This window comes from Actinoplanes sp. NPDC051411 (assembly GCF_040682075.1).
In the GTDB taxonomy this organism is placed as follows: domain Bacteria; phylum Actinomycetota; class Actinomycetes; order Mycobacteriales; family Micromonosporaceae; genus Actinoplanes.
The window spans coordinates 18,622-42,373 of sequence record NZ_JBFBAD010000048.1 but is presented as its reverse complement, the minus strand read 5'-3'; the positions used below and the strand labels follow the sequence as shown (position 1 = coordinate 42,373).

At 72.7% G+C, this 23,752-nt stretch carries 17 protein-coding genes; 14 read left to right on the top strand and 3 right to left on the bottom strand.

Annotation, left to right across the window (positions count from 1 at the left end; genetic code table 11):
• Positions 1-1,467: 1,467 nt before the first annotated feature.
• From hisI to AB0M88_RS25620, 3 genes are read left to right on the top strand one after another with little or no spacing between them, the layout of a single operon-like run.
• Positions 1,468-1,821 (top strand): phosphoribosyl-AMP cyclohydrolase, encoded by a 354-nt coding sequence (hisI, locus tag AB0M88_RS25630; RefSeq protein WP_364106376.1) that lies wholly within the window; start codon positions 1,468-1,470, stop codon positions 1,819-1,821.
• A complete protein-coding gene (locus AB0M88_RS25625; RefSeq protein WP_364106374.1) occupies positions 1,818-3,338 on the top strand; it encodes an anthranilate synthase component I in 1,521 nt (506 codons plus the stop codon). The genes hisI and AB0M88_RS25625 overlap by 4 nt, the downstream gene beginning before the upstream one ends.
• The gene (locus AB0M88_RS25620) at positions 3,335-3,898 is read left to right on the top strand and encodes a Trp biosynthesis-associated membrane protein (RefSeq protein ID WP_364106372.1); all 564 of its coding nucleotides are present in this window, start codon (positions 3,335-3,337) and stop codon (positions 3,896-3,898) included. Before AB0M88_RS25625 ends, AB0M88_RS25620 begins: the two co-directional genes overlap by 4 nt.
• Positions 3,899-4,010: 112 nt before the next feature.
• On the opposite strand, the gene AB0M88_RS25615 is transcribed toward AB0M88_RS25620, so the two are convergent.
• Positions 4,011-4,250, bottom strand: a complete 240-nt coding sequence (locus AB0M88_RS25615) for a hypothetical protein (RefSeq protein ID WP_364106370.1) — start codon at positions 4,248-4,250, stop codon at positions 4,011-4,013.
• A gap of 386 nt (positions 4,251-4,636) precedes the next feature.
• Between AB0M88_RS25615 and trpC the strand changes: the two genes are divergently transcribed.
• The 5 genes from trpC to AB0M88_RS25590 all read left to right on the top strand — a co-directional run bounded on the left by trpC (position 4,637) and on the right by AB0M88_RS25590 (position 10,254).
• On the top strand, positions 4,637-5,440 hold the full coding sequence (trpC, locus tag AB0M88_RS25610; protein WP_364106442.1) for an indole-3-glycerol phosphate synthase TrpC: 804 nt from the start codon (positions 4,637-4,639) through the stop codon (positions 5,438-5,440).
• Entirely contained in the window at positions 5,437-6,672 is a 1,236-nt protein-coding gene (gene trpB, locus AB0M88_RS25605; RefSeq protein ID WP_364106368.1) for a tryptophan synthase subunit beta, read from the top strand. The genes trpC and trpB overlap by 4 nt, the downstream gene beginning before the upstream one ends.
• Entirely contained in the window at positions 6,669-7,466 is a 798-nt protein-coding gene (trpA, locus tag AB0M88_RS25600; RefSeq protein WP_364106366.1) for a tryptophan synthase subunit alpha, read from the top strand. Before trpB ends, trpA begins: the two co-directional genes overlap by 4 nt.
• 400 nt (positions 7,467-7,866) lie before the next feature.
• A complete protein-coding gene (lgt, locus tag AB0M88_RS25595; protein WP_364106364.1) occupies positions 7,867-9,045 on the top strand; it encodes a prolipoprotein diacylglyceryl transferase in 1,179 nt (392 codons plus the stop codon).
• Between the two features lie 30 nt (positions 9,046-9,075).
• Complete coding sequence (locus AB0M88_RS25590; protein ID WP_364106362.1) at positions 9,076-10,254, top strand: NAD(P)/FAD-dependent oxidoreductase; 1,179 nt, start codon at positions 9,076-9,078, stop codon at positions 10,252-10,254.
• A 382-nt stretch (positions 10,255-10,636) separates the two neighbouring features.
• On the opposite strand, the gene AB0M88_RS25585 is transcribed toward AB0M88_RS25590, so the two are convergent.
• On the bottom strand, positions 10,637-11,554 hold the full coding sequence (locus tag AB0M88_RS25585; protein WP_364106360.1) for a LysR family transcriptional regulator: 918 nt from the start codon (positions 11,552-11,554) through the stop codon (positions 10,637-10,639).
• A gap of 72 nt (positions 11,555-11,626) precedes the next feature.
• On the opposite strand from AB0M88_RS25585, the gene AB0M88_RS25580 reads away from it, so the two are divergent.
• On the top strand, positions 11,627-12,541 hold the full coding sequence (locus AB0M88_RS25580; protein WP_364106358.1) for a DMT family transporter: 915 nt from the start codon (positions 11,627-11,629) through the stop codon (positions 12,539-12,541).
• Between the two features lie 9 nt (positions 12,542-12,550).
• Here AB0M88_RS25580 and AB0M88_RS25575 read toward each other — a convergent pair whose 3' ends face one another.
• Complete coding sequence (locus AB0M88_RS25575) at positions 12,551-13,429, bottom strand: GNAT family N-acetyltransferase (protein WP_364106356.1); 879 nt, start codon at positions 13,427-13,429, stop codon at positions 12,551-12,553.
• A gap of 171 nt (positions 13,430-13,600) precedes the next feature.
• Between AB0M88_RS25575 and gltB the strand changes: the two genes are divergently transcribed.
• The 5 genes from gltB (at position 13,601) to AB0M88_RS25550 (ending at position 23,543) form a co-directional block, all read left to right on the top strand.
• Complete coding sequence (gltB, locus tag AB0M88_RS25570) at positions 13,601-18,172, top strand: glutamate synthase large subunit (RefSeq protein ID WP_364106354.1); 4,572 nt, start codon at positions 13,601-13,603, stop codon at positions 18,170-18,172.
• Positions 18,165-19,637, top strand: a complete 1,473-nt coding sequence (locus tag AB0M88_RS25565) for a glutamate synthase subunit beta (RefSeq protein ID WP_364106352.1) — start codon at positions 18,165-18,167, stop codon at positions 19,635-19,637. Before gltB ends, AB0M88_RS25565 begins: the two co-directional genes overlap by 8 nt.
• A 104-nt stretch (positions 19,638-19,741) precedes the next feature.
• Positions 19,742-20,722, top strand: a complete 981-nt coding sequence (locus tag AB0M88_RS25560) for an EamA family transporter (protein ID WP_364106350.1) — start codon at positions 19,742-19,744, stop codon at positions 20,720-20,722.
• Between the two features lie 488 nt (positions 20,723-21,210).
• On the top strand, positions 21,211-22,653 hold the full coding sequence (gene pyk / locus AB0M88_RS25555; protein WP_364106348.1) for a pyruvate kinase: 1,443 nt from the start codon (positions 21,211-21,213) through the stop codon (positions 22,651-22,653).
• Entirely contained in the window at positions 22,650-23,543 is an 894-nt protein-coding gene (locus AB0M88_RS25550; protein WP_364106346.1) for an acyl-CoA thioesterase II, read from the top strand. The genes pyk and AB0M88_RS25550 overlap by 4 nt, the downstream gene beginning before the upstream one ends.
• Positions 23,544-23,752: the final 209 nt, after the last annotated feature.

Below are 23,752 nucleotides of genomic sequence, written 5' to 3'. Positions count from 1 at the left end.
CGAAATCGGGCCGAGCCCGTTCGCGGTGGGGCCGCGTCCGTTCGCGGTGCCCGGCGTCAGGCCGAACGGGCCCGCGTTGGTGCCCGGCCCGAAGCCTGGGCCGGCCGGAGAGGCCGGGCGGCTTCCGGCGGGCGAGCCGGCCGCACCCCGCGCCGGAGTCGAGCCGGACACCGGGGAAGCCGGATCGGGGCGGCCCGGTGTGAAGCCCGCCGGTGGGGTCTGCGCCGGGCGGCCCGCCCGGGGTGCGGGCACGCCGGAGACCGGGCCGGCGGTGGGGTCGGGCAGGCCCGGGGTGTAGGTGGGCGGCTGGCCGTAGGCCGGGTAGCCGGGGGAGACCGGGGTCGGCGGCACCGGGCCGTTCGCGCCGGAGGTCGGGGCGATCACCGGGTTGGTCGAGGTGGGCACGGACGCCCAGCCGGTGGCCTGGCCCCGGGTCGGCTCGGCGTCGCCGAGGTCGCGGCGCCGGCCGGCGGACGGGGTGGTGTCCTCGGTGTCGGCCGCTTTCGGCTGACCGGGAACTCCGGCTCGTCCGTTCATCTCATCACGCCCGTTCTCGTCGCTTCGTTCCGCCTGGCCTGCGGCCGGCCCACCTGAGGCCGGGCCTGGGGCCGGCCTCCCGGAAGGGGGCCCCGCCGGTGGCTCCTGGGCAGTCTCCGGGTCGGCGGGCGGCTGGGCCGGTGACACGCCGTTGCGGGGTTTCGGGTGGTTGCCGTTCACCCCCGCGGGTCCGCCGAGCAGGAAGCGCCCGCCGAGGCTGAAGCCGCCGAACGAGCCGGTGTCCCGGTCCCAGGGGTTGGCCCGCGGGGACTCTACGGCGTCGGGCGGACGGGGCTGCTCCTCCGCGGGCAGAGAGTGATCGGCATCGCTTCCCGGGCGGGGGCCGAACGGCTGCTTGCGCCCGCCGCGGACCGGCCCGCCCGAGGAAGACGACGGGAAAGACTTCCCGGAGGACGAGGAAGGGCCGGACGGTTCAGAGGGGGACGGGCCCTCGGCGGGCGGCTGGGGGCCGCGGGCCGACGCGGACGGGGAGTGCGGCGGCACCGGGCGGACGCCCGGCGCGGTCACCCCGGCGAGGGCGTCGGAGTGCGCCGGCGGGAGGGTGAGCGGGCTTTCCGCGTACGCCGGAGGGAAGCTGAATTCCAGCGCGCCCGCGCCTCGACCGCCGAGCGCGACCACCTCGGTTTCACCCGGAAGGGTGTCGTCGGCATCGTGCGTCTGGCCACGCGCCGACTTGGCGTTGTCGGGGCTGGACGTCGGATCCATCGGTCTTCGACTCCCGTCGCGAGGCAGGCGCTGCCGCCTGAACTCGTGCTGACCCCGGCGGGAGCGGTGCCCGCGCCCCAGGCCAGGGCGCAGCACCCGACGACGGTACCGTCCCCGGCGTCCCGGCACATCCCCCGTGACCGGATCGTGGGCCGGGCCCCGGCCTGCTGAGCGCCGCCCGGCGGGTGGAGGACAATCGGTCTCGTGTCCGGATCAGAAACCCTCGACCCCGCCGTCGCCGCCCGCCTCAAGCGCACCGCCGACGGCCTGGTCGCCGCGATCGTGCGCGAGCACGGGAGCGGCGATGTGCTGATGCTCGCCTGGATGGACGACGAGGCCCTGCATCGCACGCTGACCACCGGCCGGGCGACCTACTGGTCGCGCAGCCGGGGGGAATACTGGATGAAGGGCGCGACCTCGGGCCACTATCAATACGTCAGGGGAGTGGCGCTCGACTGCGACGGCGACGCGCTGCTCGTGACCGTCGAGCAGGTCGGCGCGGCCTGTCACACCGGCGAGTACACCTGCTTCCACACCGAGCTGGAGGTGGCCCGGTGACCAGCGGTGCGGTGACGCCCGACGAGGCGACCTTCCTGACGACCGCCCGGCGTGTGGTGCCGGTGGTGCGGCGTCTGCTGGCCGACGGCGAGACCCCGGTCGGGGTCTACACCAAACTGGCCGGCGGCCCGGGCACCTTCCTGCTCGAGTCGGCCGAGCAGGGCGCGGGGCCGTCCGGTGCGGCCTGGTCGCGTTACTCGTTCGTCGGTGTCCGCAGCGCGGCCACGCTGGTCGAGCGGGACGGCGAGGCGGCCTGGCTGGGCTCGCCGCCCGACGGCGTACCGCTGAACGGTGACCCGGTCGTGGCCCTGCGGGAAACGGTGGCCGCGCTGGCCGAAGGGCCGGCGGCGGCCGATCTGCCGCCGCTGACCGGCGGCATGGTGGGTTATCTGGCCTATGACCTCGTACGCCGGTTCGAGCGCCTGCCCACCACGACCACCGACGACCTGCTCCTGCCCGAGCTGGGCATGATGCTGGCGACCGACCTGGTCGTGCTCGACCACTACGACGGCTCGGCGTTCCTGGTCGCCAACGCGATCCTGTCCGAGGGGGCCGACGACACCGCGAAGCGGGCGGCCTATCACCACGCGGTCGGCCGCCTCGACGCGATGACGACCGCGCTTTCGCGGCCCACCCCGCCGATGATCTCGACCGTCGAGCGGGTGCCGGCCGGTGAGCCGGTCAGCCGCACCGCCCCGGGCCAATATCAGAAGGCGGTCGAGGAGGCGAAGGAGGCGATCCGGGCCGGCGAGTGCTTCCAGATCGTGGTCGGGCAGCGGTTCGAGCGGCCGACCGACGCCGACCCGCTCGACGTCTACCGGGTGCTCCGGGCGACCAACCCGAGCCCGTACATGTATCTCCTGCGCTTCGACGACTTCGACATCGTCGGCTCGTCGCCCGAGGCCCACCTCAAGGTCAGCTCGGGCCGGCGCGCGCTGCTCCACCCGATCGCCGGCACGCGCTGGCGCGGCAAGACGCCCGAGGAGGACAACGCGCTCGCCGCCGAGCTGCTGGCCGATCCGAAGGAGCGCGCCGAGCACGTCATGCTGGTCGACCTGGGCCGCAACGACCTGGGCCGGGTGTGCGCGCCGGGCAGTGTCGAGGTGCCGGAGTTCGCCCGCATCGAGCGTTACAGCCACGTCATGCACATCGTCTCGACGGTGATCGGCCAGCTCAGCGACGACCGGACGGCGTTCGACGCGCTGGCCGCGACGTTCCCGGCGGGCACGCTGTCGGGCGCGCCCAAGGTCCGGGCGATGGAGATCATCGAGAGCCTGGAGCCGACCCGGCGCGGCCTCTACGGCGGCACGGTCGGCTATTTCGGCTTCGCCGGCGACATGGACATGGCGATCGCCATCCGCACGGCTCTGATCAAGGGCGGGGTGGCGTACGTCGGTGCCGGCGCGGGCATCGTCGCCGACTCCGACCCGGCGTCCGAGGAGCAGGAGACCCGCAACAAGGCTGCGGCGGTGCTGGCCGCCATAGCCTCGGCCGAGACTTTGCGCGCGGCCCGATGAACAGCCGCCGGTCCTACGCTTCGACGCTCGCCGCCTGCTTGGCGGGTTCGGCGCTTTCGGCGTACGCGGTGAGCCGCACGTGGTCGCTCCACCTGACGCCACGAACCGGGATGACCGACCTGCGCACCGCCCGCACGGGCACCGACGCGGCGCCGTGGGTGATCGGGCTGGCCCTGGTCGCCCTGGCCGGCACGGGCGCGCTGCTGGCGACCCGCGGGCTCGTGCGCCGGGTGCTGGGGGTGCTGCTGGCGTTGGCCGGCGCCGGCGTGGCGGCCGGCGCGGTCTACGGCCGCGCGAGCGTCGACCCGGGTTCGGCCGGCGCGGGGGCGAACGTGTGGCCGGTCGCCTGCGCCGCCGGTGGCCTGATCATCGTGGCGGGCGGGGTGACCGCGGCCCGTCTCGGGCACCGGTGGCCGGCGATGTCGGCGCGCTACGACCGCAAGCCGGTCACGCCGGCGCAGTACCGCCCGTCGGAGAGGGCTTCGGACCCCGATCTCGCGCCGGCCGACCACCGCACGGCCTGGGACGCGCTGGACCGCGGCGACGACCCGACCGGATGATCTTTTCCCGCCGATCGGGGTAACGCTGTGGCCGCCCCGGGTCATCGGAGCGGCCGCTGGCTGTGCTGGTGCGGTCGGGTGCGGCCCGCCCGCGTACGGGAAAGGCTCCCGCTCAGCGGGAGCGGGCGAGCATGGCCGCCACCTCGCGGGTGAGTTCGTCGCGGGCCGCGTTGCGGGCCCGGTCGGCGAGGATGGCGTCCCAGGCGTTGCTCTGGGCGGTGCGGATGTTGGTCGGGCCGACGACGGCCCGCTGCACACCGGTCACGAGATCGGCGGCGGCGGACACGACGGCGCGGGAGACGGCGGCGAAACCGGCGGGCGTCGCCTCGGTCGGTGCGGTCTGAGTTGCCACGGTGAACTCCACGATCGATGCTCGACTATCGACGAAAGGGCCGGCGACGCTGTCGCGGCGCCGGGAACGATTGTGCCCCGCCGCCAGTGTGACGGGGTCGCGTTTCCGGACTGTGACGCCCTGGTCAACGCCCTGTGGGGGTCCACCGATCAGATGAGGTGTCCCTGCACAGGCGGCCGGCGGGCTTTGAAGATCTTGTGACCGAAGTGACAACATCAAGTGAGCAGGGCGCATTATGCCTGAGCCCACCTCGTGAGGCTCGCCATACCCCGGGCGGGCGGCAACGACCGCGACCTCCTAGCATCGGGCCGGAGACACCCGGAGAGGGGAGTCATTACGTGACATCCGATCAGCAAGCGTCAGCGGGCAGTGGCGGGCCGCAGAACGTGCTGGAGGAGATCCTCGCCGGAGTGCGCGAGGACGTGGCGGTCCGGCAGGCCGAGGTGCCGCTGGATCAGGTGCGCGAACTGGCCGCGGCGGCGCCGCCGGCCATCGACGCGTACGCCGCCCTCCGCAAGCCGGGCGTGGCGGTCATCGCCGAGGTGAAGCGGTCGTCGCCGTCGAGGGGCGCTCTGGCCGAGATCCCCGACCCGGCCGACCTGGCCGGCGAATACGCTGCGGGCGGCGCCCGGTGCATCAGCGTGCTCACCGAGGGGCGGTGGTTCGGTGGTTCCCTCGACGACCTCAAGGCGGTGCGGGCCGCCGTTCAGATCCCGGTCCTGCGCAAGGACTTCGTGGTCTCCAGCTATCAGATCCACGAGGCCCGCGCGCACGGCGCCGACCTGGTGCTGCTGATCGTGGCGGCGCTGGAGCAGAACGTTCTGATGGGCCTCCTCGAGCGGGTCGAGTCGCTGGGCATGACCGCGCTGGTCGAGGTGCACAACGAGGAAGAGGCCGACCGGGCACTCGAGGCCAACGCGAAGGTCATCGGGGTGAACGCCCGAGACCTGAAGACGCTCGAGGTCGACCGGGGCGTCTTCGACCGCATCGCGCCGGGCCTGCCCAACAACGTCGTCAAGATCGCCGAGTCGGGCGTGCGGGGACCGCACGACCTGATCCGGTACGCGTCGGCCGGTGCCGACGCGGTGCTGGTCGGCGAGGGCCTGGTGACCCAGAAGTCGCCGCGCGACGCGGTGGCCGAGCTGGTCAACGCCGGCAACCATCCCGCGACTCCGAGGCCGGTGCGATGACCGTTCTGCCCGACCTCGCCGGACATTTCGGGCGCTACGGCGGCCGGTTCGTCCCCGAGGCCCTGATCCGTGCCCTCGACGAGCTCGAGGCGGCCTACCGGGAAGCCAAGGTCGACCCGGCGTTCCAGGACGAGTTCACCGACCTGCTGCGCAACTACGCCGGCACGCCGTCGCTGCTCTACCCGGCCCGGCGGCTCTCCGAGCGGCTCGGCGCCGAGATCCTGCTCAAGCGGGAAGACCTCAACCACACCGGCGCCCACAAGGTGCGCAACGTGCTCGGCCAGGCCCTGCTCGCCAAGCGCATGGGCAAGCCCCGGGTGATCGCCGAGACCGGTGCCGGCCAGCACGGCGTGGCCAGCGCGACCGCGGCCGCGCTGCTCGACCTCGAGTGCGTGGTCTACATGGGCGAGACCGACACCGAGCGGCAGGCGCTCAACGTCGCCCGCATGCGGATGCTCGGCGCGACCGTGGTGCCGGTGACCAACGGGTCCCGCACCCTCAAGGACGCCCTCAACGAGGCGCTCCGCGACTGGGTGGCCAGTGTGGACACGACCCACTACCTGCTGGGCACCGCCGCCGGGCCGCACCCGTTCCCCGAGATCGTGCGCGATTTCGTCGGCGGCATCGGCATCGAGGCGCGTGAACAGTGCCTCTCCCTTCTGGGGCGGCTGCCTGATGCCGTGGCCGCCTGCGTCGGCGGCGGGTCCAACGCGATCGGCATCTTCCACGCCTTCGTCCCCGACGAGAGCGTCCAGCTCTTCGGCTTCGAGGCCGGTGGCGACGGCATCGACACCGGGCGGCACGCCGCGTCGATCACCGGCGGCTCGGCGGGGGTCCTGCACGGAGCGCGTACGTACGTGCTGCAGGACGAGGACGGCCAGACCATCGAGTCGCACTCGATCTCGGCCGGGCTCGACTACCCGGGCGTCGGCCCCGAGCACGCGTGGCTGCACGACACCGGGCGGGCGACGTACGCGCCGGTCACCGACGACGAGGCGATGGCGGCGTTCCAGCTGCTCTGCCGCACCGAGGGGATCATCCCGGCGATCGAGAGCGCACACGCGCTGGCCGGGACGGCGAAGATCGCCCCGATCCTGCGCGCCGAGCTGGGCCGCACCCCGACGATCGTGGTCAACCTGTCCGGCCGCGGTGACAAGGACGTGCACACCGCGGGCGCCTACTTCGGGATCCTCGACCCGGTCGAGGAGCTCGTGCCGGGAGAACAAGAGTGAGCATCTCCGAGATCTTCGGCCGGGCCCGCGCCGAGGGCCGGGCGGTCCTGGTCGGCTGCATGCCGGCCGGCTTCCCGACCGTCGACGACAGCATCGCGTCGATGATCGCGATGCACGAGGCCGGCTGCGACGTCATCGAGGTCGAGCTGCCCTACTCCGACCCGGTCATGGACGGCCCGGTGATCCAGAAGGCGAGCGACATCGCGCTGGCCGGCGGCGTCCGCACCCGCGACACGCTGCGGATCATCGAGGCGGTGGCATCGGCCGGCGCCACGGTCGTGCTGATGACGTACTGGAACCCGATCGAGAAGTACGGCGTGAACGCGTTCGCCCGCGACCTCGCCGCGACCGGCGCCACCGGCATGATCACGCCGGACCTCATCCCGGACGAAGCGCAGGAGTGGATCGCCGCCTCCGACGAGCACCGCATCGACCGCACGTTCCTGGTCTCGCCGTCGTCGACCGACGAGCGGATCGCGATGACCGTCGCCAACTGCCGCGGCTTCGTCTACGCGACCGCGCTGATGGGCGTCACCGGTGCCCGCACGACGGTTTCCCGGCAGGCGCCCGACCTGGTCGACCGGGTGCGGCACGCCAACCCGGAGATGCCGGTCGGCGTCGGCCTGGGCGTCGGCAACGGCGCCCAGGCGGCCGAGGTCGCCTCGTTCGCCGACGGCGTCATCGTCGGCAGCGCCCTGATCCGCTGCGTCCTCGAGGCCCCCGACCGCGCGTCGGGCCTGTCCCGGCTGCGCGCGCTGAGCACCGAACTAGCCGAGGGCGTCCGCAAGGTCTGACGACCACCCGCCGCCGTCATGGTCTGGGCCGCCCGCGCGCCACTTGTGGTTTCAGCGGCCGCCCGCCGGCATCATGTTGTGGCCTGGCCGCGCGCCACTGTGTGGTTCTGCGGCCACCCGCTGGCGTCATGGTGTGGGTTTTAGCGGCCACCCGCCGGCGTCATGGTGTGGGTTTTAGCGGCCACCCGCCGGCGTCATGGTGTGGGTTTTAGCGGTCGCCCGTCGGCGTTATGGCGCGGGATTTTCTGACGCCCGCCGGTTTTTGCGGGCGCCAGAAAATCCCGTGTCATGACGCCGACCTAAAGGGGCGGCCGTGCGCGGAGCGAAGCGGAGCCAGAGGGCCCAGCCAGAAGACCCAGCCGTGCGCGGAGCGAAGCGGAGCCAGCAGTACAGTGCAACCGTGATTGTCGCCGCCATCCCGAGCCCCTCAACGTCCGTGTGGCACGTGTTCGGCCTGCCCGTCCGGGCGTACGCGATCTGCATCGTCCTGGGCATCGTCGCCGCTGTGCTGATCATGGAGCGCCGCCTGCGGGCCCGGGGCGTCGCACCTTGGGCCTCGCTCGACATCGCCGTGTGGGCGGTGCCGTTCGGCATCGTCGGCGCCCGGCTGTATCACCTGATCACCTCGCCGCAGGACTACTTCGGTTCCGGCGGCGACCCGATCAAGGCGCTCTACATCTGGGAGGGCGGCCTCGGCATCTGGGGTGCGGTCGCCGGTGGTGCCTTCGGCGCCTGGCTGGCGGCCCGGCAGCTCGGCCTGCCGCTGTCGGTGCTCGCCGACTCGCTCGCCCCGGGCCTGCCGGTGGCCCAGGCGATCGGCCGGCTCGGCAACTGGTTCAACAACGAGCTGTACGGCCGGGTCACCACGCTGCCCTGGGGCCTGCGGGTGCACGACATGGACGACAAGAACCCCGGCCACGCGCTGACGGTCGACGGCAAGCCTTCCGTCATGGCCGACCTCTACCATCCGACGTTCCTCTACGAACTGCTGTGGGATCTCGGGGTGGGCCTGCTGGTCTGGCTGCTCGACCGGAAATACAAGTTCGGTCGCGGGCGGGCGTTCGCGCTCTACGTCATGGCCTACACGGCCGGCCGTTTCTGGATCGAGATGCTGCGCGATGACGAGGCCAACAAGTTCTTCGGCATCCGGCTCAACGTGTTCACCGCGGCCATCGTGTTCGTCGGCGGCCTGATCTACTTCCTCGTCGTGCGCGGCCCGCGCGCCTACGTCGTGCCCGAGGACGCTCCCGAGACCGAGCCGGAGCCGGCCGCCGAGAGCGACGTCTCGTCGGTCGACGTGACCGAGTCGGGCAGCGAGCCGGCCCGGGCCCCCCGGTCCTATCAGGTGGTGAGCGAGGCGCGGTTCGAGGCGTACCGGCGTACCGGTATCCTGCCGCCCGACACCCCGGAGGACGTGGAGTTGGAGATCGCGGCCGGCGGCCACCCGAAGGATCCGGAAGACCCGGCCGGCCCGGCCGGCATCGGCGCGGCGGTCTTATCGACCGGCGCCGCCGCGGGCAAGTCCCCGTCCCCGTCGTCGTCCGACAGCGGCGACGGCGAACCAGGCGAAGAGAACTGACGGCCGGGCCACGGCGAGAGGCGGGCGAGCGTGCGCACGGCCGTGGTGGTGGGCGCCGGGATGGCCGGCCTGGCGACGGCCGGCGCGCTGGCCCGGTCCGGCTGGCAGGTGACGATCCTCGAACGCGGTGAGCGGGTGGCGGCGCCCCCGACCGCGCTGGTGCTGTGGTCGAACGGCCGCCGGGCCCTGGAGTCGATCGACCCGGACGGCGGCTGGGCCGGCATCGCCTCTCCGCTGCCCGACGGCGGCGTCCGCCGGCCGGACGGCCAGTGGCTGGTCGCGCCGCGGGCCCGGGCGGGGGCCGGTCCGGCCCCGGCGGTGGTCCATCTCGAGGATCTGTACGACGCGCTGGTCGCCGGGCTCGGCGACCTGGTGCAGATCCGCACCGGCTTCCCGGTCACGACCGTGCGCACCGGCCGCCGCGTACGCCCGGTGGTCGGCGACGGCCACACGATGATCGAGGCCGACCTGGTCGTGGCCGCCGACGGCATCGACAGCCCGGTCCGGCGTGCGCTGGCGCCCGAGTCGGTCGCGGTCGGTTCCGGCTTCGCGGCCTGGCAGGCGGTCATCCCGGCCTACCGGGCCCCCAAGCTCGGCCCCGGTCAGGCGGCGGGCGGCGAGACGCTGGGCGCCGGCTACCGCTTCGTGTCGATTCCGCTCGGCGACCGCAAGGGCGGCATCTACTGGGTGGCGACCGCGGCCGGCGCGCCCCGCCCGGAGCCACCGGCGACCCAGCTGACGCTGCTGCGGCGCTGGTTCGCCGAGTGGCACGCCCCGATCGGCGAGCTGCTGGCGGCGACCGAGCCGTCCGACCTGATGCCGCAGGAGGTCCGCGAGTTGCGGCCGCTGCCCCGGGCGTACGGTTTCGCCTCCGGCCCGGGCGGCGTGGTGCTGCTCGGGGACGCCGCCCACGCCATGCCGCACCACCTGGGCCAGGGCGCGTGCCTGGCCTTCGAGGACGCGGCCACGCTGCGCTCGCTGACCGCCGACACGCAGCCCGGCCCTGGTCTGGTCGCGGCGATCGGCGCCTACAGCCGGATGCGCCAGCCCCGCACGACCAGCGTCGTCCGCCAGACCCGCCGGATGTCCGCGGTCGTGCAGGCCCGCGGCCGCCTCGCGCTGCGGGCCCGCGACGCCGCCCTCAACCACATGCGCCCCCGCATCCTCGGCTACACCCACGACACCGCCGACTGGATCCCGCCCGAGTGAGCCTTCCGCGCGGGTCCTCGACCGCGAAGCGTCACAGGCGCCGGCACCGCTGGGCAGGACTCATGCGGAAGATCAACGGACGGAAGAGGTTGCTCGTCACCGACACCGCGGGCCTGCTGATCACCGCCCGCGTCCTGGCCGCCTCATCGCAGGACCGCGACGGCGGCAGGACCCCCCGCGCAACCTCTACTTCACCAGGCCGTCGGGCACGTCTTCGCCGATCAGCTCTTCACCGGCCGAGCGGTGAAAGCGGGGCGACGGCCTGAGGGGCCGGGTTGCGCCGGGGCGTGCGGGGACCGCTTGGAGGGTGACCACTCCGAGTTGTGCGGACGGGGCGGCGTCGGCCGGGGTCGGGCGGCTGGGCTCGCGTACGGGAAAAGGGTCACCGGGAAGGGTGAGCGAATCGCCGGGCCTGGGTCGTGACCTCGGTGTGGAAGGCGGTCAGCGCGGGTGACGGCGGGGTGTCGCGGGTGACCGTGACCAGGCGCCGCCGGAGGGTCACCGCCGCGATGTCGCGGATGGCCAATGTGGGGTCGCCGACCGGCGTCGCGAGGGGTGGCAGGAGGGCGACCGCCGCGCCGGCGCGGACCAGTTCGAGCTGGACGTCGGCGTCGTTGGAGCGGTGACGCAGGTCGGGTTCGTAGTCGCCGAACGCGCGGCAGGTGCCGATGACCATGGCGTGGTGGCCGGTTCCCTCGGCCGAGGCGGTCCAGATGTCGTCCCGCAGGGCGGCCAGCGCGACCGGCCCCGGCGAGCCGGCCAGCGGGTGCGCGGCCGGCAGGACCAGGCGGAGCGGTTCCTCCAGCAGGACGGTGAAGCGGAGGCCGGCCGGCCGCGGGCGGGGGTGTCCGTCGTATTCGTCGCCGATGACCAGGTCGGCCGCGCCCAGCCGCAGGCCGGGCAGGGCCTGTTCGAGTTCCAGTTCGGAGATCTCGACCCGGACCCGGGGGTGGGCGGTCCGCAGGTGGGCGAGGGCCGGGATCAGCAGGCGGCGGGCCGCGGACTGCAGGCCGCCGGCGCGGACCGTGCCCCGGATGTCGCCGCTCAGGGCGGCCAGGTCGGCCTCGGCGGCCTCGGCGGCGGCGAGCAGGACCCGGGCGTGTTCGGCCAGCAGGCGGCCGGCGTCGTTGAGGCGGACCCCGCGCCCGGCCTTCTCGAACAGGGTGGCGCCGACCTCTTTCTCCAGGAGCGCCAGCTGCTGGGAGACGGTCGACGGGCTGTAGGCCAGGGCGGCGGCGACCGCGCCGAGGGTGCCGCGTTCCTCCAGTTCGCGGAGGAAGCGCAGGCGCCGCAGATCCATTCGGGAATCCTAACGAATCGGCTCCATGAATCATCGCTTTACCCGATGAGTGTTGGGGCCGATGCTCGTCGCATGGGTCCGGTTCTGTGTCTCGTCTCGGCGGCCTGCTTCGGCGCGATGGCGATCTTCGGGAAGTTCGCCTACGACGCCGGGGTCTCGCCGGCGGCGCTGGTGCTGGTGCGCTTCGCCTTGGCGGCGGCGCTGCTCGGGGTGGTCCTCGCGGCGCGCCGGATCTCCGTCCGGCTGCCCGGCCGGGCGATGGCGATTGCCATCGGTCTCGGTGCTTTCGGGTACGCGACGCAGGCCAGCCTGTTCTTCTCGGCCCTGCAGCGGATGGACGCGTCGGTCCTGTCGCTGATCCTCTACACCTATCCGATCCTGGTGACGGTGGGCGCCGTGCTGCTCGGCCGGGAACGGCTCACCCGGCGGCGACTGGCCGCGCTGCTGGCGGCGTCGGCGGGAACGCTGCTGGTGCTGGCCGGGGCCGGCGGGGCGTTGCGGCCGGCCGGCGCGCTGATGGCCGTCGGGGCCGCGGTCACCTACACGGTCTACATCCTGGTCGCCGACACGGTGGTCGACCGGGTGCCGCCGCTGGTCCTGTCGACGCTGGTGATGGCCGGGGCGGCCGGCTCGCTCGGCGGGCGGGCCCTGGTCACCGGCGGGGTCGGCCTGGGCTTCGGCGCGGCCGGGTGGTTGTGGCTGGCCTGCATCGCGGTCGTCTCGACCGTCGTGGCGATGCTGGCGTTCTTCGCCGGGCTGCGCCGGACCAGCGCGTCGACGGCGGCGATCCTGTCGACCTTCGAGCCGGTGGTGACGACCGGACTGGCCGCCCTGGCCTTCGGGGAGTCGCTGACCCCGGTTCAGCTCGCGGGCGGCCTGCTGGTGCTGTCGTCGGCCGTCGTTTTGCGACTGCGGCCGCCGGTGTCCCAGAAAGTGGACCGGAAAGTGGACCCGGAAATGGCGCTTTCTATCGATGGGCGTCGTTAGGAAAGTGTTTTAAACGGTGGCCGCCGCCGGCCGGGCGATGCAGGCCGTGCCGATCCGCCGGAAACCGACCCGGGTGTATAGGCGGGCGACGTCGTCGTCGGAGGCGGAGAGGAAGACCGTCGTCGCGCCGGTGTCCAGCGTGCGGTGGGCCAGCGTGGCGGTGAGCTGGGAGGCGTAGCCGCGGTTGCGGGCCGAGGGGAGGGTGGCCACCCCGACGACCTCGGCGACGTCGCCGGCGCGCTGGATGCCCCCGGTGGCCAGGATGCCCTCGGCCGGGGAGTCGGCGACCGCGGTCAGGAACTCGACGCCGGCCGAGAGGGCCCGCATGCGTTCGAGCTCGGCGGGCGTGAGCGCAACCGTGGCGGCGTCCCGCTCGGCCGGGCCCGCTCCCAGCGTGACCAGGGATGGTGAGCTGGCCCCTTCCATCGGCGTGGCGTTGGCCGGAGCGCCGAAACCGAGACGGGACACCGCGCGCGAGGCGGCCACGTCGTCGGCGAACGTGGGGGACCGGGGGTCGAGCAGCCGCACGGTGGCGCCGGGAACCGGAAGCTCGGGGAGCAGGGCGGCCGGGTCGAGCACCAGCAGCGGGGCGAGGTGGACGTCGAGGCCGGCCGAGCGGGCGACCGCGAGGAGGTCGGGACTGGTCTCGTGGACCCACTCCAGGGCCTCGGGAATGCCCAGCTCTCGTTGGCGGCGGCGGACCGCAGTAATATCGGCGGCGGACGGCGTTTCCGCCCCGATCCGGGGGCGGGCGTAATAGGGCCATCCTTCACCCTCGCGGACGAAGAGCACGAGACCGCCGAAATCCTCCGCCGTTGCGTAAGGTCGGGGGACGGCGTCATAGAAACGCTCGAGCCTGACAAAGACGTCGGTATCCGGTTGCGCCACCGCGCGAGACTACCCAATCACCTCAGATGATGCCGCGACCGCCTTTGCCGCACCCCAGGGCCCAGGGGCCGAGGTGTGATCAACCCGATCTGGCGGAGATCGGTAGCCCTTACCGTAGACTCTAGGAACTTTGCAGGGCCGACGTCGTCCCGACCTTGATACGTAACACCAGTGACGACAGGAGGCCCGGTGGCATATCCGCACCCCCAGGGGCTTTACGACCCCACAACGGAGCGCGACGCCTGCGGTGTGGCCTTCGTGGCCGACCTCTACGGGCGCCGTTCCCACGATGTGGTCGCCAAGGGCCTGTCGGCGCTGATCCGCCTCGACCACCGGGGCGCCCGCGGCGCCGAGCAGAACACCGGCGACGGCGCCGGCATCATGATCCAGGTCCCGGACGCGTTCTACCGCGCGGTCGCCGGCATCGACCTGCCCGAGGCCGGCTACTACGCGACCGGCCTCGCCTTCCTCCCCAACGACCCGGCCGAGCAGGCGCGGGCGGTCAAGGTGTTCGAGAAGTACGCCCTGGTCGAGGGCGGCGAGGTGCTCGGCTGGCGTGACGTGCCGGTCAACCCGGAGGGGCTCGGCGCGACCGCCGAGGAGGCCCGCCCGGCGATCCGGCAGGTGTTCCTGGCCGCGCACCGGCTCACCGACTCGGCGGCCGGCCCCAAGAACGAGCCGCTGCACGGCATCGAGCTCGACCGGGTTGCGTTCACGATCCGCAAGCAGGCCGAGCGGGAGTCGTCGCAGCGCGGCGTGGCGGTCTACTTCCCGTCGCTGTCCTCGCGCACGATCACCCTCAAGGGCATGCTCACGCCCGATCAGCTGCCGGCGTTCTTCCCCGACCTGACCGACGAGCGGGTCGAGAGCACGATCGCGCTGGTGCACTCCCGGTTCTCGACCAACACGTTCCCGTCGTGGCCGCTGGCCCACCCCTACCGGTTCATCGCCCACAACGGCGAGATCAACACGATCCGCGGCAACAAGAACTGGATGGCCGCCCGCGAGGCGCTGCTGAAGTCGAACGTGCTGCCCGGCAACATCCGGCGGCTGTTCCCGATCACCACGCCGGAGGCGTCCGACTCGGCCAGCTTCGACGAGGTGCTCGAGCTGCTGCACCTGGCCGGGCGCAGCCTGCCCCACGCCGTGCTCATGATGATTCCCGAAGCGTGGGAGAACGACCCGGGCATGGAGCCTCGGCGGCGTTCCTTCTACCGCTTCCACGCCAGCCTGATGGAGCCGTGGGACGGCCCGGCCAGCGTGGCGTTCACCGACGGGTCGATCATCGGCGCGGTGCTCGACCGCAACGGCCTGCGCCCCGGCCGCTGGTGGCACACCCGCGACGGCCTGGTCGTGCTGGGCAGCGAGGCCGGCGTGCTCGACCTCGACCCGGCCACCGTGGTCGCCAAGGGCCGCCTGCAGCCGGGCAAGATGTTCCTGGTCGACACCGAGGCCGGCCGCATCGTCCACGACGACGAGATCAAGGCCGAGCTGGCCGCCGCCCAGCCGTACGACGAGTGGCTGCACGCCGGGCTGATCCACCTCGACGACCTGCCGCCGCGCGAGCACGTCATCTACACCCACGACTCGGTGACCCGGCGCCAGCAGGTGTTCGGCTACTCCGAGGAGGAGCTCAAGATCCTGGTCGGGCCGATGGCCCGCACCGGCGCCGAGCCGCTGGGCTCGATGGGCACCGACACCCCGATCTCGCCGCTGTCGACCCGCCCGCGGCTGCTGTTCGACTACTTCCATCAGCTGTTCGCCCAGGTGACCAACCCGCCGCTGGACGCGATCCGCGAGGAGCTGGTCACCAGCCTGTCGTCGACGATCGGGCCGGAGGGCAACCTGCTCGACCCGGGCCCGGCGTCCTGCCGCCAGGTCGTGCTGCCCTACCCGATCATCGACAACGACGAGCTGGCCAAGCTGCTCTCGATCGACGAGGACGGCGACCTGCCCGGCTTCAAGGCGGTGCGGGTGTCCGGTCTCTATCCGCTGCGCGACGGTGCGGACGGCATCCAGGCCCGGCTGACCCAGATCTGCCGGCACGTGTCGGAGGCGATCGAGGACGGCGTACGCATCCTGATCCTCTCCGACCGCGACTCCAACGCCGACCTCGCCCCGATCCCGTCGCTGCTGCTCACCGCGGCCGTGCACCAGCACCTCGTCCGCGAGCAGACCCGCACCCAGGTCGCGCTGGTGGTCGAGTCGGGGGACTGCCGTGAGGTGCACCACGCGGCGGTGCTGATCGGCTACGGCGCGGCGGCGGTCAACCCCTACCTGGCGTTCGAGTCGGTCGACGACCTGATCGCGACCGGGCCACTGGCCGGCATGGATTCGCGGGCCGCGGTGCGCAACTACGTGAAGGCGCTCGGCAAGGGCGTCCTCAAGATCATGTCCAAGATGGGCATCTCGACGGTCTCGTCGTACTGCGGGGCGCAGGTGTTCGAGGCGGTCGGCCTCGACAACAAGGTGCTGCAGCGCTATTTCGCCGGCACGAGCGGGCGGATCGGCGGTTCGGGGCTGGCCGAGATCCACGCCGAGGTGAAGGCGCGGCACGACAAGGCCTACCCGGCCAACCCGGCCGAGCGCACCCACCGGCGGCTCGAGGTGGGCGGTGAATACCAGTGGCGCCGGGAGGGGGAGGTTCACCTCTTCAACCCGGAGACGGTCTTCCTGCTCCAGCACGCGACGCGCTCCCGGCAGTACGACGTTTTCCGCAAATATACGGAAAAGGTGGACAAGCTGGCGGCCGAGGCGGGGTCGCTGCGAGGCCTGTTCGAGTTCGCGACAAATCGGACACCGATTCCGCTCGAAGAGGTCGAACCGGTGGAGAGCATCGTCAAGCGCTTCGCCACCGGCGCGATGAGCTACGGCTCGATCAGCGCCGAGTCGCACGAGACGCTGGCCATCGCGATGAACCGCCTCGGCGGCAAGTCGAACACCGGCGAGGGCGGCGAGGACGCCGACCGCCTCTACGACCCCCGGCGCCGCTCCGCGGTCAAGCAGATCGCCTCCGGCCGCTTCGGCGTGACCAGCGAATACCTGGTCAACGCCGACGACCTGCAGATCAAGATGGCGCAGGGCGCGAAGCCCGGCGAGGGCGGCCAGCTGCCGGGCAACAAGGTGTGGCCGTGGATCGCCAAGACCCGGCACGCCACCCCGGGCGTCGGGCTGATCTCGCCGCCGCCGCACCACGACATCTACTCGATCGAGGACCTGGCCCAGCTGGTCCACGACCTCAAGATGGTCAACCCGCGCTCCCGCGTACACGTCAAGCTGGTCTCCGAGATCGGCGTCGGCACCGTCGCGGCCGGGGTGGCCAAACTCAAGGCCGACGTGATCCTGATCTCCGGCCACGACGGCGGCACCGGCGCGTCCCCGCTCAACTCGCTCAAGCACGCCGGCTCGCCGTGGGAGCTCGGCCTGGCCGAGGCGCAGCAGACCCTGCTGCTCAACAAGCTCCGCGACCGGGTCACCGTGCAGGTCGACGGCCAGCTCAAGACCGGCCGCGACGTGATGATCGCCGCGCTCCTCGGCGCCGAGGAGTTCGGCTTCGCGACCGCTCCTCTCATCGTCAGCGGCTGCGTGATGATGAGGGTTTGTCACCTCGACACCTGCCCGGTCGGCATCGCCACGCAAAACCCGGTGCTGCGCGAGCGCTTCACCGGCAAGCCCGAGTTCGTGGAGAACTTCTTCCTCTTCCTCGCCGAGGAGGTCCGCGGATACCTGGCCGAGCTGGGTTTCCGCACGATCGACGAGGCGATCGGCCACGCCGAGGTGCTCGACGTGCGCCCGGCGGTCGACCACTGGAAGGCCCACGGACTCGACCTGTCGCCGATCCTGTTCGTGCCCGAGCTCGCGCCCGGCGCGTCGCTGCGCCGGGTCCGGGAGCAGGACCACGAACTCGAGAAGGCCCTCGACAACAAGCTGATCGAGCTCGCGGCGCCGGCACTCGGCGCCGGCGAGGAGGTACGCGCGGAGCTCAGCGCCCGCAACGACCAGCGGAGCGTCGGCGCGATGCTGGGAGGCGAGGTCACCCGCCGGTACGGGGGCACGGGCCTGCCCGAGGACACCATCGTCTTCACCCTGCGCGGCACCGGCGGCCAGTCGTTCGGCGCGTTCCTGCCCCGCGGGGTCACGCTGCGGCTGATCGGCGACGCCAACGACTACGTGGCCAAGGGCCTGTCCGGCGGCCGGGTCGTGGTGCGGCCCGACGAGCAGGCGCCCTTCGTCGCCGAGGACCACATCATCGCCGGCAACACGATCCTCTACGGCGCGACGGGCGGCGAGCTCTACCTGCGCGGCCGGGCCGGCGAGCGGTTCGCGGTCCGCAACTCGGGCGGCACCGCGGTCGTCGAGGGCGTGGGCGACCACGGCTGCGAATACATGACCGGCGGCACCGTGGTGGTGCTCGGCCCGACCGGGCGCAACTTCGCGGCCGGCATGAGCGGCGGCACGGCGTTCGTGCTCGACCTCTCGCCGACCCGGGTCAACCCGGAACTGGTCGACCTGGCCCCGCTGACCGCCGACGAGCAGGACAAGCTGCACGCCCTGGTCGAGAAGCACCTGACCGAGACCGGCTCGGCGGTGGCCGAGCGGCTGGTCAAGGACTGGCCGGCCGCGGTCGAGCGGTTCACCGCCGTGGTGCCGCGCGACTACAAGCGTGTGATGGAACTGATCAGGACCGCCGAAGCCGCCGGTCGCGACGTCGACGAGGCGGTCATGGGAGGTCCCGGTGCCTGATCCGAACGGTTTCCTGCGCTACGAGCGGCAGCTGCCCAAGCGGCGGCCGGTGCCCGTACGCATCCAGGACTGGCGCGAGGTCTACCCGCCGGCGGGCGAGGACCTGATCCGCGACCAGGCCACCCGGTGCATGGACTGCGGCATCCCGTTCTGCCACGAGGGCTGCCCGCTCGGCAACCGCATCCCGGACTGGAACGACCTGGTGCGCACCGGGGCGTGGGGCGCGGCCGCCGAGTCGTTGCACGCGACCAACAACTTCCCGGAGTTCACCGGGCGGCTCTGCCCGGCGCCCTGTGAGGCGGCCTGCGTGCTCGGCATCGCTGACGACCCGGTCACGATCAAGCAGGTCGAGGTCGAGATCGCCAACCACGCGTTCGCCCTCGGCTACGTGCGCCCGCAGCCCGCCCCGGCGCAGTCCGGCAAGCGGGTCGCGGTCGTCGGCTCGGGTCCGGCCGGCCTGGCCGCCGCCCAGCAGCTGGCCCGGGCCGGGCACGCGGTCACGGTCTTCGAGCGGGACGACCGGATCGGCGGGCTGCTCCGCTACGGCATCCCCGACTTCAAGATCGAGAAGCATGTGGTGGACGCCCGGCTCGAGCAGATGATGGCCGAGGGCGTCGTCTTCGAGACCGGCGTCAACGTCGGGGTCGACGTGACCGCGGACGACCTGCGCGAGCGGTTCGACGCGGTGCTGCTGGCCGCGGGCGCGCTGGCCGGCCGCGACGCCCCGTCGACGCCGGGCCGCGGGCTCAACGGCGTGCACCTGGCGATGGACCACCTGGTGCCGGCCAACCGGGTCGTCGCCGGCCTGCAGGACACGACCCCGATCGACGCCGCCGGCAAGCACGTGGTGATCATCGGCGGTGGCGACACCGGCGCCGACTGCCTGGGCGTGGCCCACCGGCAGGGCGCGGCCAACGTGATCCAGCTCGACCAGTACCCGTTGCCGTCCGAGGTGCGGGTCGACGCGCTGCACCCGTGGCCGACCTGGCCGGTCATCCTGCGCAACTACCCGGCCCACGAGGAGGGCGGCGACCGCGTCTTCGGCGTCGCCGTGCAGGAGTTCGTCGACGACGGCGCCGGCAACGTCACCGCGGTCCGGGTCGCCGACGTGGTCGTCGAGCGGGTCGGCGGCGCCCGCACGGTCACCGTCACCCCGGGCTCCGAGCGCGACCTGCGGGCCGACCTGGTGCTGCTGGCGATCGGCTTCGACGGCACCGAGCAGCAGCCGTTCCTCGACCAGTTCGGGCTGACCCGCAACCAGCGGGGCGTGCTCGACGCCGGCAAGACCTGGCAGACCGGTGTCGAGGGCGTCTTCGTCGCCGGCGACATGCACCGCGGCGCCTCGCTGGTCGTCTGGGCGATCGCCGAGGGCCGCGCCGCCGCCGCCGCGATCCACGACTACCTGGGCGCCGACGGCAACCTGCCGGCGCCCGTACCCGCCGACGCCCAGCCTCTCTCGGCCTAGCGTTTCGTCGAAGGGGGCCCGCAAGGGCTCCCTCTGTCGTGGGCGTCACCCTGTCGGTGGAAAGGACCGCTAGGCATAATCGCTCCTGACAGGGGAGGTGCCGGGTGTCCAAGCGAGGCTGGCTGCTGTTCGCGGCGATGAGCGTGATCTGGGGCGTCCCCTACCTCTTCATCAAGATCGCGGTCGACGTGCTGTCGCCGGCGTCGCTGGTGCTCTGCCGCACCGGCCTGGCCGCGCTGATCCTGCTGCCGGTCGCGCTCGCCCGCGGCGAGATCCGACCGCTGCTCAAGCACTGGAAGGCGCTGCTCGCGTTCACCGTCTCCGAGCTGGCCGTGCCCTGGCTGCTGCTCTCGAAGGCCGAGACCCACCTGTCGAGCTCGCTGACCGGCCTGCTGATCGCGGCGGTCCCGCTGGTCGGCGCCGTCCTCGGCTGGGTGACCCGCACCGACCGCCTCGACTCCCGCCGCCTGGTCGGCCTGGGCGTCGGCCTGCTCGGCGTGGTCGCGCTGGCCGGCCTCGACCTGGGCCGGGGCAACGCGGTCGCGCTGGTCGAGCTGGGCGTGGTCGCGATCGGCTACGCGCTGGGCCCGTTCATCCTCGCCCACGGCCTGGCCGGCGCGCCCCGCATCGGGGTCACCGCGGCCGCCCTCACCCTGACCGCCCTGATCTATCTGCCGGCCGGGGTCGCCGAGTTCCCGCACGCCTGGCCGAAAGCCTCCGTGCTCGCCTCGGTCGCGGTGCTCGCGCTGCTGTGCACGGCGATCGCGTTCCTGCTGTTCTACGCCCTGATCGACGAGGTCGGCCCGGTCCGCTCGACGGTCATCACCTACGTCAACCCGGCGGTCGCCGTCGTGCTCGGCGTGCTGTTCCTCGACGAGTCGCTGACCTGGAGCATCGCCGCCGGCTTCGCGCTCATCCTGGCCGGCTCGGTGCTGGCCACCCGCCGCTCGCGGCCCCGGCCGGGCTCTGCACAGTGGACGGGCTCTGCACAGTGGACGGACGACGACACGATGACGAGCCATGACGGCTCCGTCCGAGCGGGCGCGCTGGGGGATACGCGCGTGGGTCCGGCAGACCGGGCGTAACCTGCGCTCGCCACGCCGCACGGGATCCTCGCCGCCCACCTCGCCCTACCCCGGCCTGGCCTCGTTCGCCGCCGGCGACGCCCGCTGGTTCCACGGCCGCGAAACCCTCGTCGCCGCCTTCCCGACGGCCGCACCCTGGCCGTGGCGTCCCCCGACTGGCTGGTCGTGCTCTGGCACCTCGACCCGGGCGACGCGGTCCGGCGCCTCTGTGAGGTGGCCGTGCCACAGGCGCGGACCGCCGGCCGGCCGGTCCCGGAACCGTGTCCGCAAAGCGGTTGGCCGGTTACCGAAAGTAATCGTTTTGGGCGCGCTCCCACGTACCGGATCCGCGGCCGGCCGCCGGAGGCGGGCCGATAAGCTGTTGCCCGCGGTCGCCGACGCCCGCCCAGTTGGCGCTGCGCGCGGGCCTCGCAAAAGGCCCGACAGACGCAGTTCATCCCCATGACGGGGGTCGGCCGCCGGGCCGATCCGGAAGAGAGACTAGCCTGATGGCTGTGACACGCCGCGTAAAGATCGTCTGCACCATGGGGCCCGCCACCGCCTCCCCCGAGCGGATGCTCGGCCTGGTCGAGGCCGGGATGGACGTGGCCCGCATGAACTTCAGCCACGGCAGCCACGAGGACCACCAGAAGGTGTACGACCTCGTGCGAAGCGCCGCCTCCGAGGCCGGCCGGGCCGTCGCGGTCCTCGCCGACCTGCAGGGCCCCAAGATCCGGCTCGGCAAGTTCGCCAACGGGCCGCACGAGTGGCGCACCGGTGACCTGGTCACCATCACCAGCGACGACATCCTCGGCACCCCCGACCGGGTCTCCTGCACCTATACGAAGCTGCCGGAGGAGGTCAAGGTCGGCGACCGCCTGCTGATCGACGACGGCAAGGTCGCGGTCGAGGTCTCCGCGGTCGAGGGCGGCACCGACATCCGCTGCCTGGTCGTCGAGGGCGGCCCGGTCAGCAACAACAAGGGCGTCTCGCTGCCCAACGTCGCGGTCAGCGTGCCCGCGATGAGCGACAAGGACGAGGCCGACCTGCGCTTCGCCCTCGGCCTCGGCGTCGACCTGATCGCGCTGTCGTTCGTGCGCTCGCCCGACGACATCAAGCTGGTCAAGGAGATCATGACCGAGGAGGGCCGCACGGTCCCGGTCATCGCCAAGGTGGAGAAGCCGGAGGCGGTCGAGCACCTCGAGGAGATCGTCCTGGCGTTCGACGGCGTCATGGTCGCCCGCGGCGACCTCGGCGTCGAGCTGCCGCTCGACCAGGTGCCGCTGGTGCAGAAGCGCGCCGTGCAGCTCTGCCGGGAAAACGCGAAGCCGGTCATCGTCGCCACCCAGATGCTCGACTCGATGATCGAAAACTCGCGGCCGACCCGCGCCGAGGCGTCCGACGTCGCCAACGCGGTCCTCGACGGCACCGACGCGGTCATGCTGTCCGGCGAGACCTCGGTCGGCAAATACCCGGTGCTCACGGTCAGCACCATGGCCAAGATCGTCACGACCACCGAGGCGGGCCCGTTCCCGGTGCCGCGTCTCCAGCACGACCCGCGCACACACGGTGGCGCGCTCACCGTCGCCGCGTCCCAGATCGCCCGCAACATCGGCGCCAAGGCGCTGGTGGCGTTCTCGCAGACCGGCGACACCGTCCGCCGCCTCTCCCGGCTGCACTGCGAGCTCCCGCTCTACGCGTTCACCCCGGTCGCCGAGGTGCGCGACCAGCTGGCGCTGAGCTGGGGCGTCGAGACCTTCCTGACCGACTTCGTCCAGCACACCGACGACATGTTCCAGCAGGTCGACACCCTCATGCTCAACCTCGGCCTGGCCAGGCCCGGCGACTTCGTGGTCGTCGTGGCCGGCTCCCCGCCGAACGCGCCCGGTTCCACCAACACCCTGCGCGTCCACAAGATCGGCACCCTGGCCGACACCTCGTCGGTGCAGTGACCCAACCACTGAGCGGCCAGGCCGCCGTCGACAAACTGCTCGAGGTCCTCGACCTCAAACAGCTCGACGCGGCCCGGTTCGTCGGGGAGAGCCCGCAGACCGGAGCCCAGCGCGTGTTCGGCGGCCAGGTCGCCGGGCAGGCGCTGGTCGCCGCCGGCCGCACCGTCGACCCGGAGCGGCGCGTGCACTCGCTGCACGGCTACTTCGTGCGGCCGGGCGACCCGACCGAGCCGATCGAGTTCACCGTCGAGACGATCCGCGACGGCCGGTCCTTCTCCGTCCGCCGCTCGACCGCCCAGCAGTACGGCAAGACGATCTTCTTCATGTCGGCGTCGTTCCAGGTGACCGAGGAAGGCCTCGACCACCACACGCCGTCCCCGGTCGACGTGCCGCCGCCGACCGAGGTCCGCACCATGCGCGACTGGGTGCGGCAATATCCGAGCCGCGCGGCGTCGTTCGCGGCCGCGCCACAGGCGATCGACGTGCGCTACGTCGGCGTGCCCGGCTGGGTGCCGCCGGGCGACCGGGTCGCCGCCGACCGCCAGCAGGTGTGGATGCGCATCGACGGCCGGCTGCCCGACGACCCGCTGCTGCACGCCTGCGCCCTGACGTACGCGTCCGACCTGTCCCTGCTCGACGCGGTGCTCTCGGTGCACGGCGAGGTGTGGGGGCCGGGCGGCGTGATCGGCGCGAGCCTCGACCACGCGCTCTGGTTCCACCGGCCGTTCCGGGCCGACGAGTGGTTCCTCTACGACTGCCTCAGCCCGTCCGCGAGCGGCGGGCGCGGGCTGGCCAGCGGCCGCATGTTCACCGAAGACGGGCGGCACATCGCCAGCGCCGTACAGGAGGGCCTGCTCCGCCGCGTGGGCGAGCGGCGCTCGCCGAGCTAGATCAGGCGGTCTGCCGCGCCGGGTGGGTGAGCGGCGCTCGCCAAGGCGGTTCGCTCCGCCGCGTGGGTCAGCCGCGCTGGAAACGTGGGAGCCCCGCCCGGCGAGATCCCGGCCCGGCGACTGGCCGCTTGCGGATCCTGCCCGGCGGGGCCGGGGAGAAGCTGTACCCGCTACTGACCTGATCATGAACCCCCACGGCAGGTGTGTCC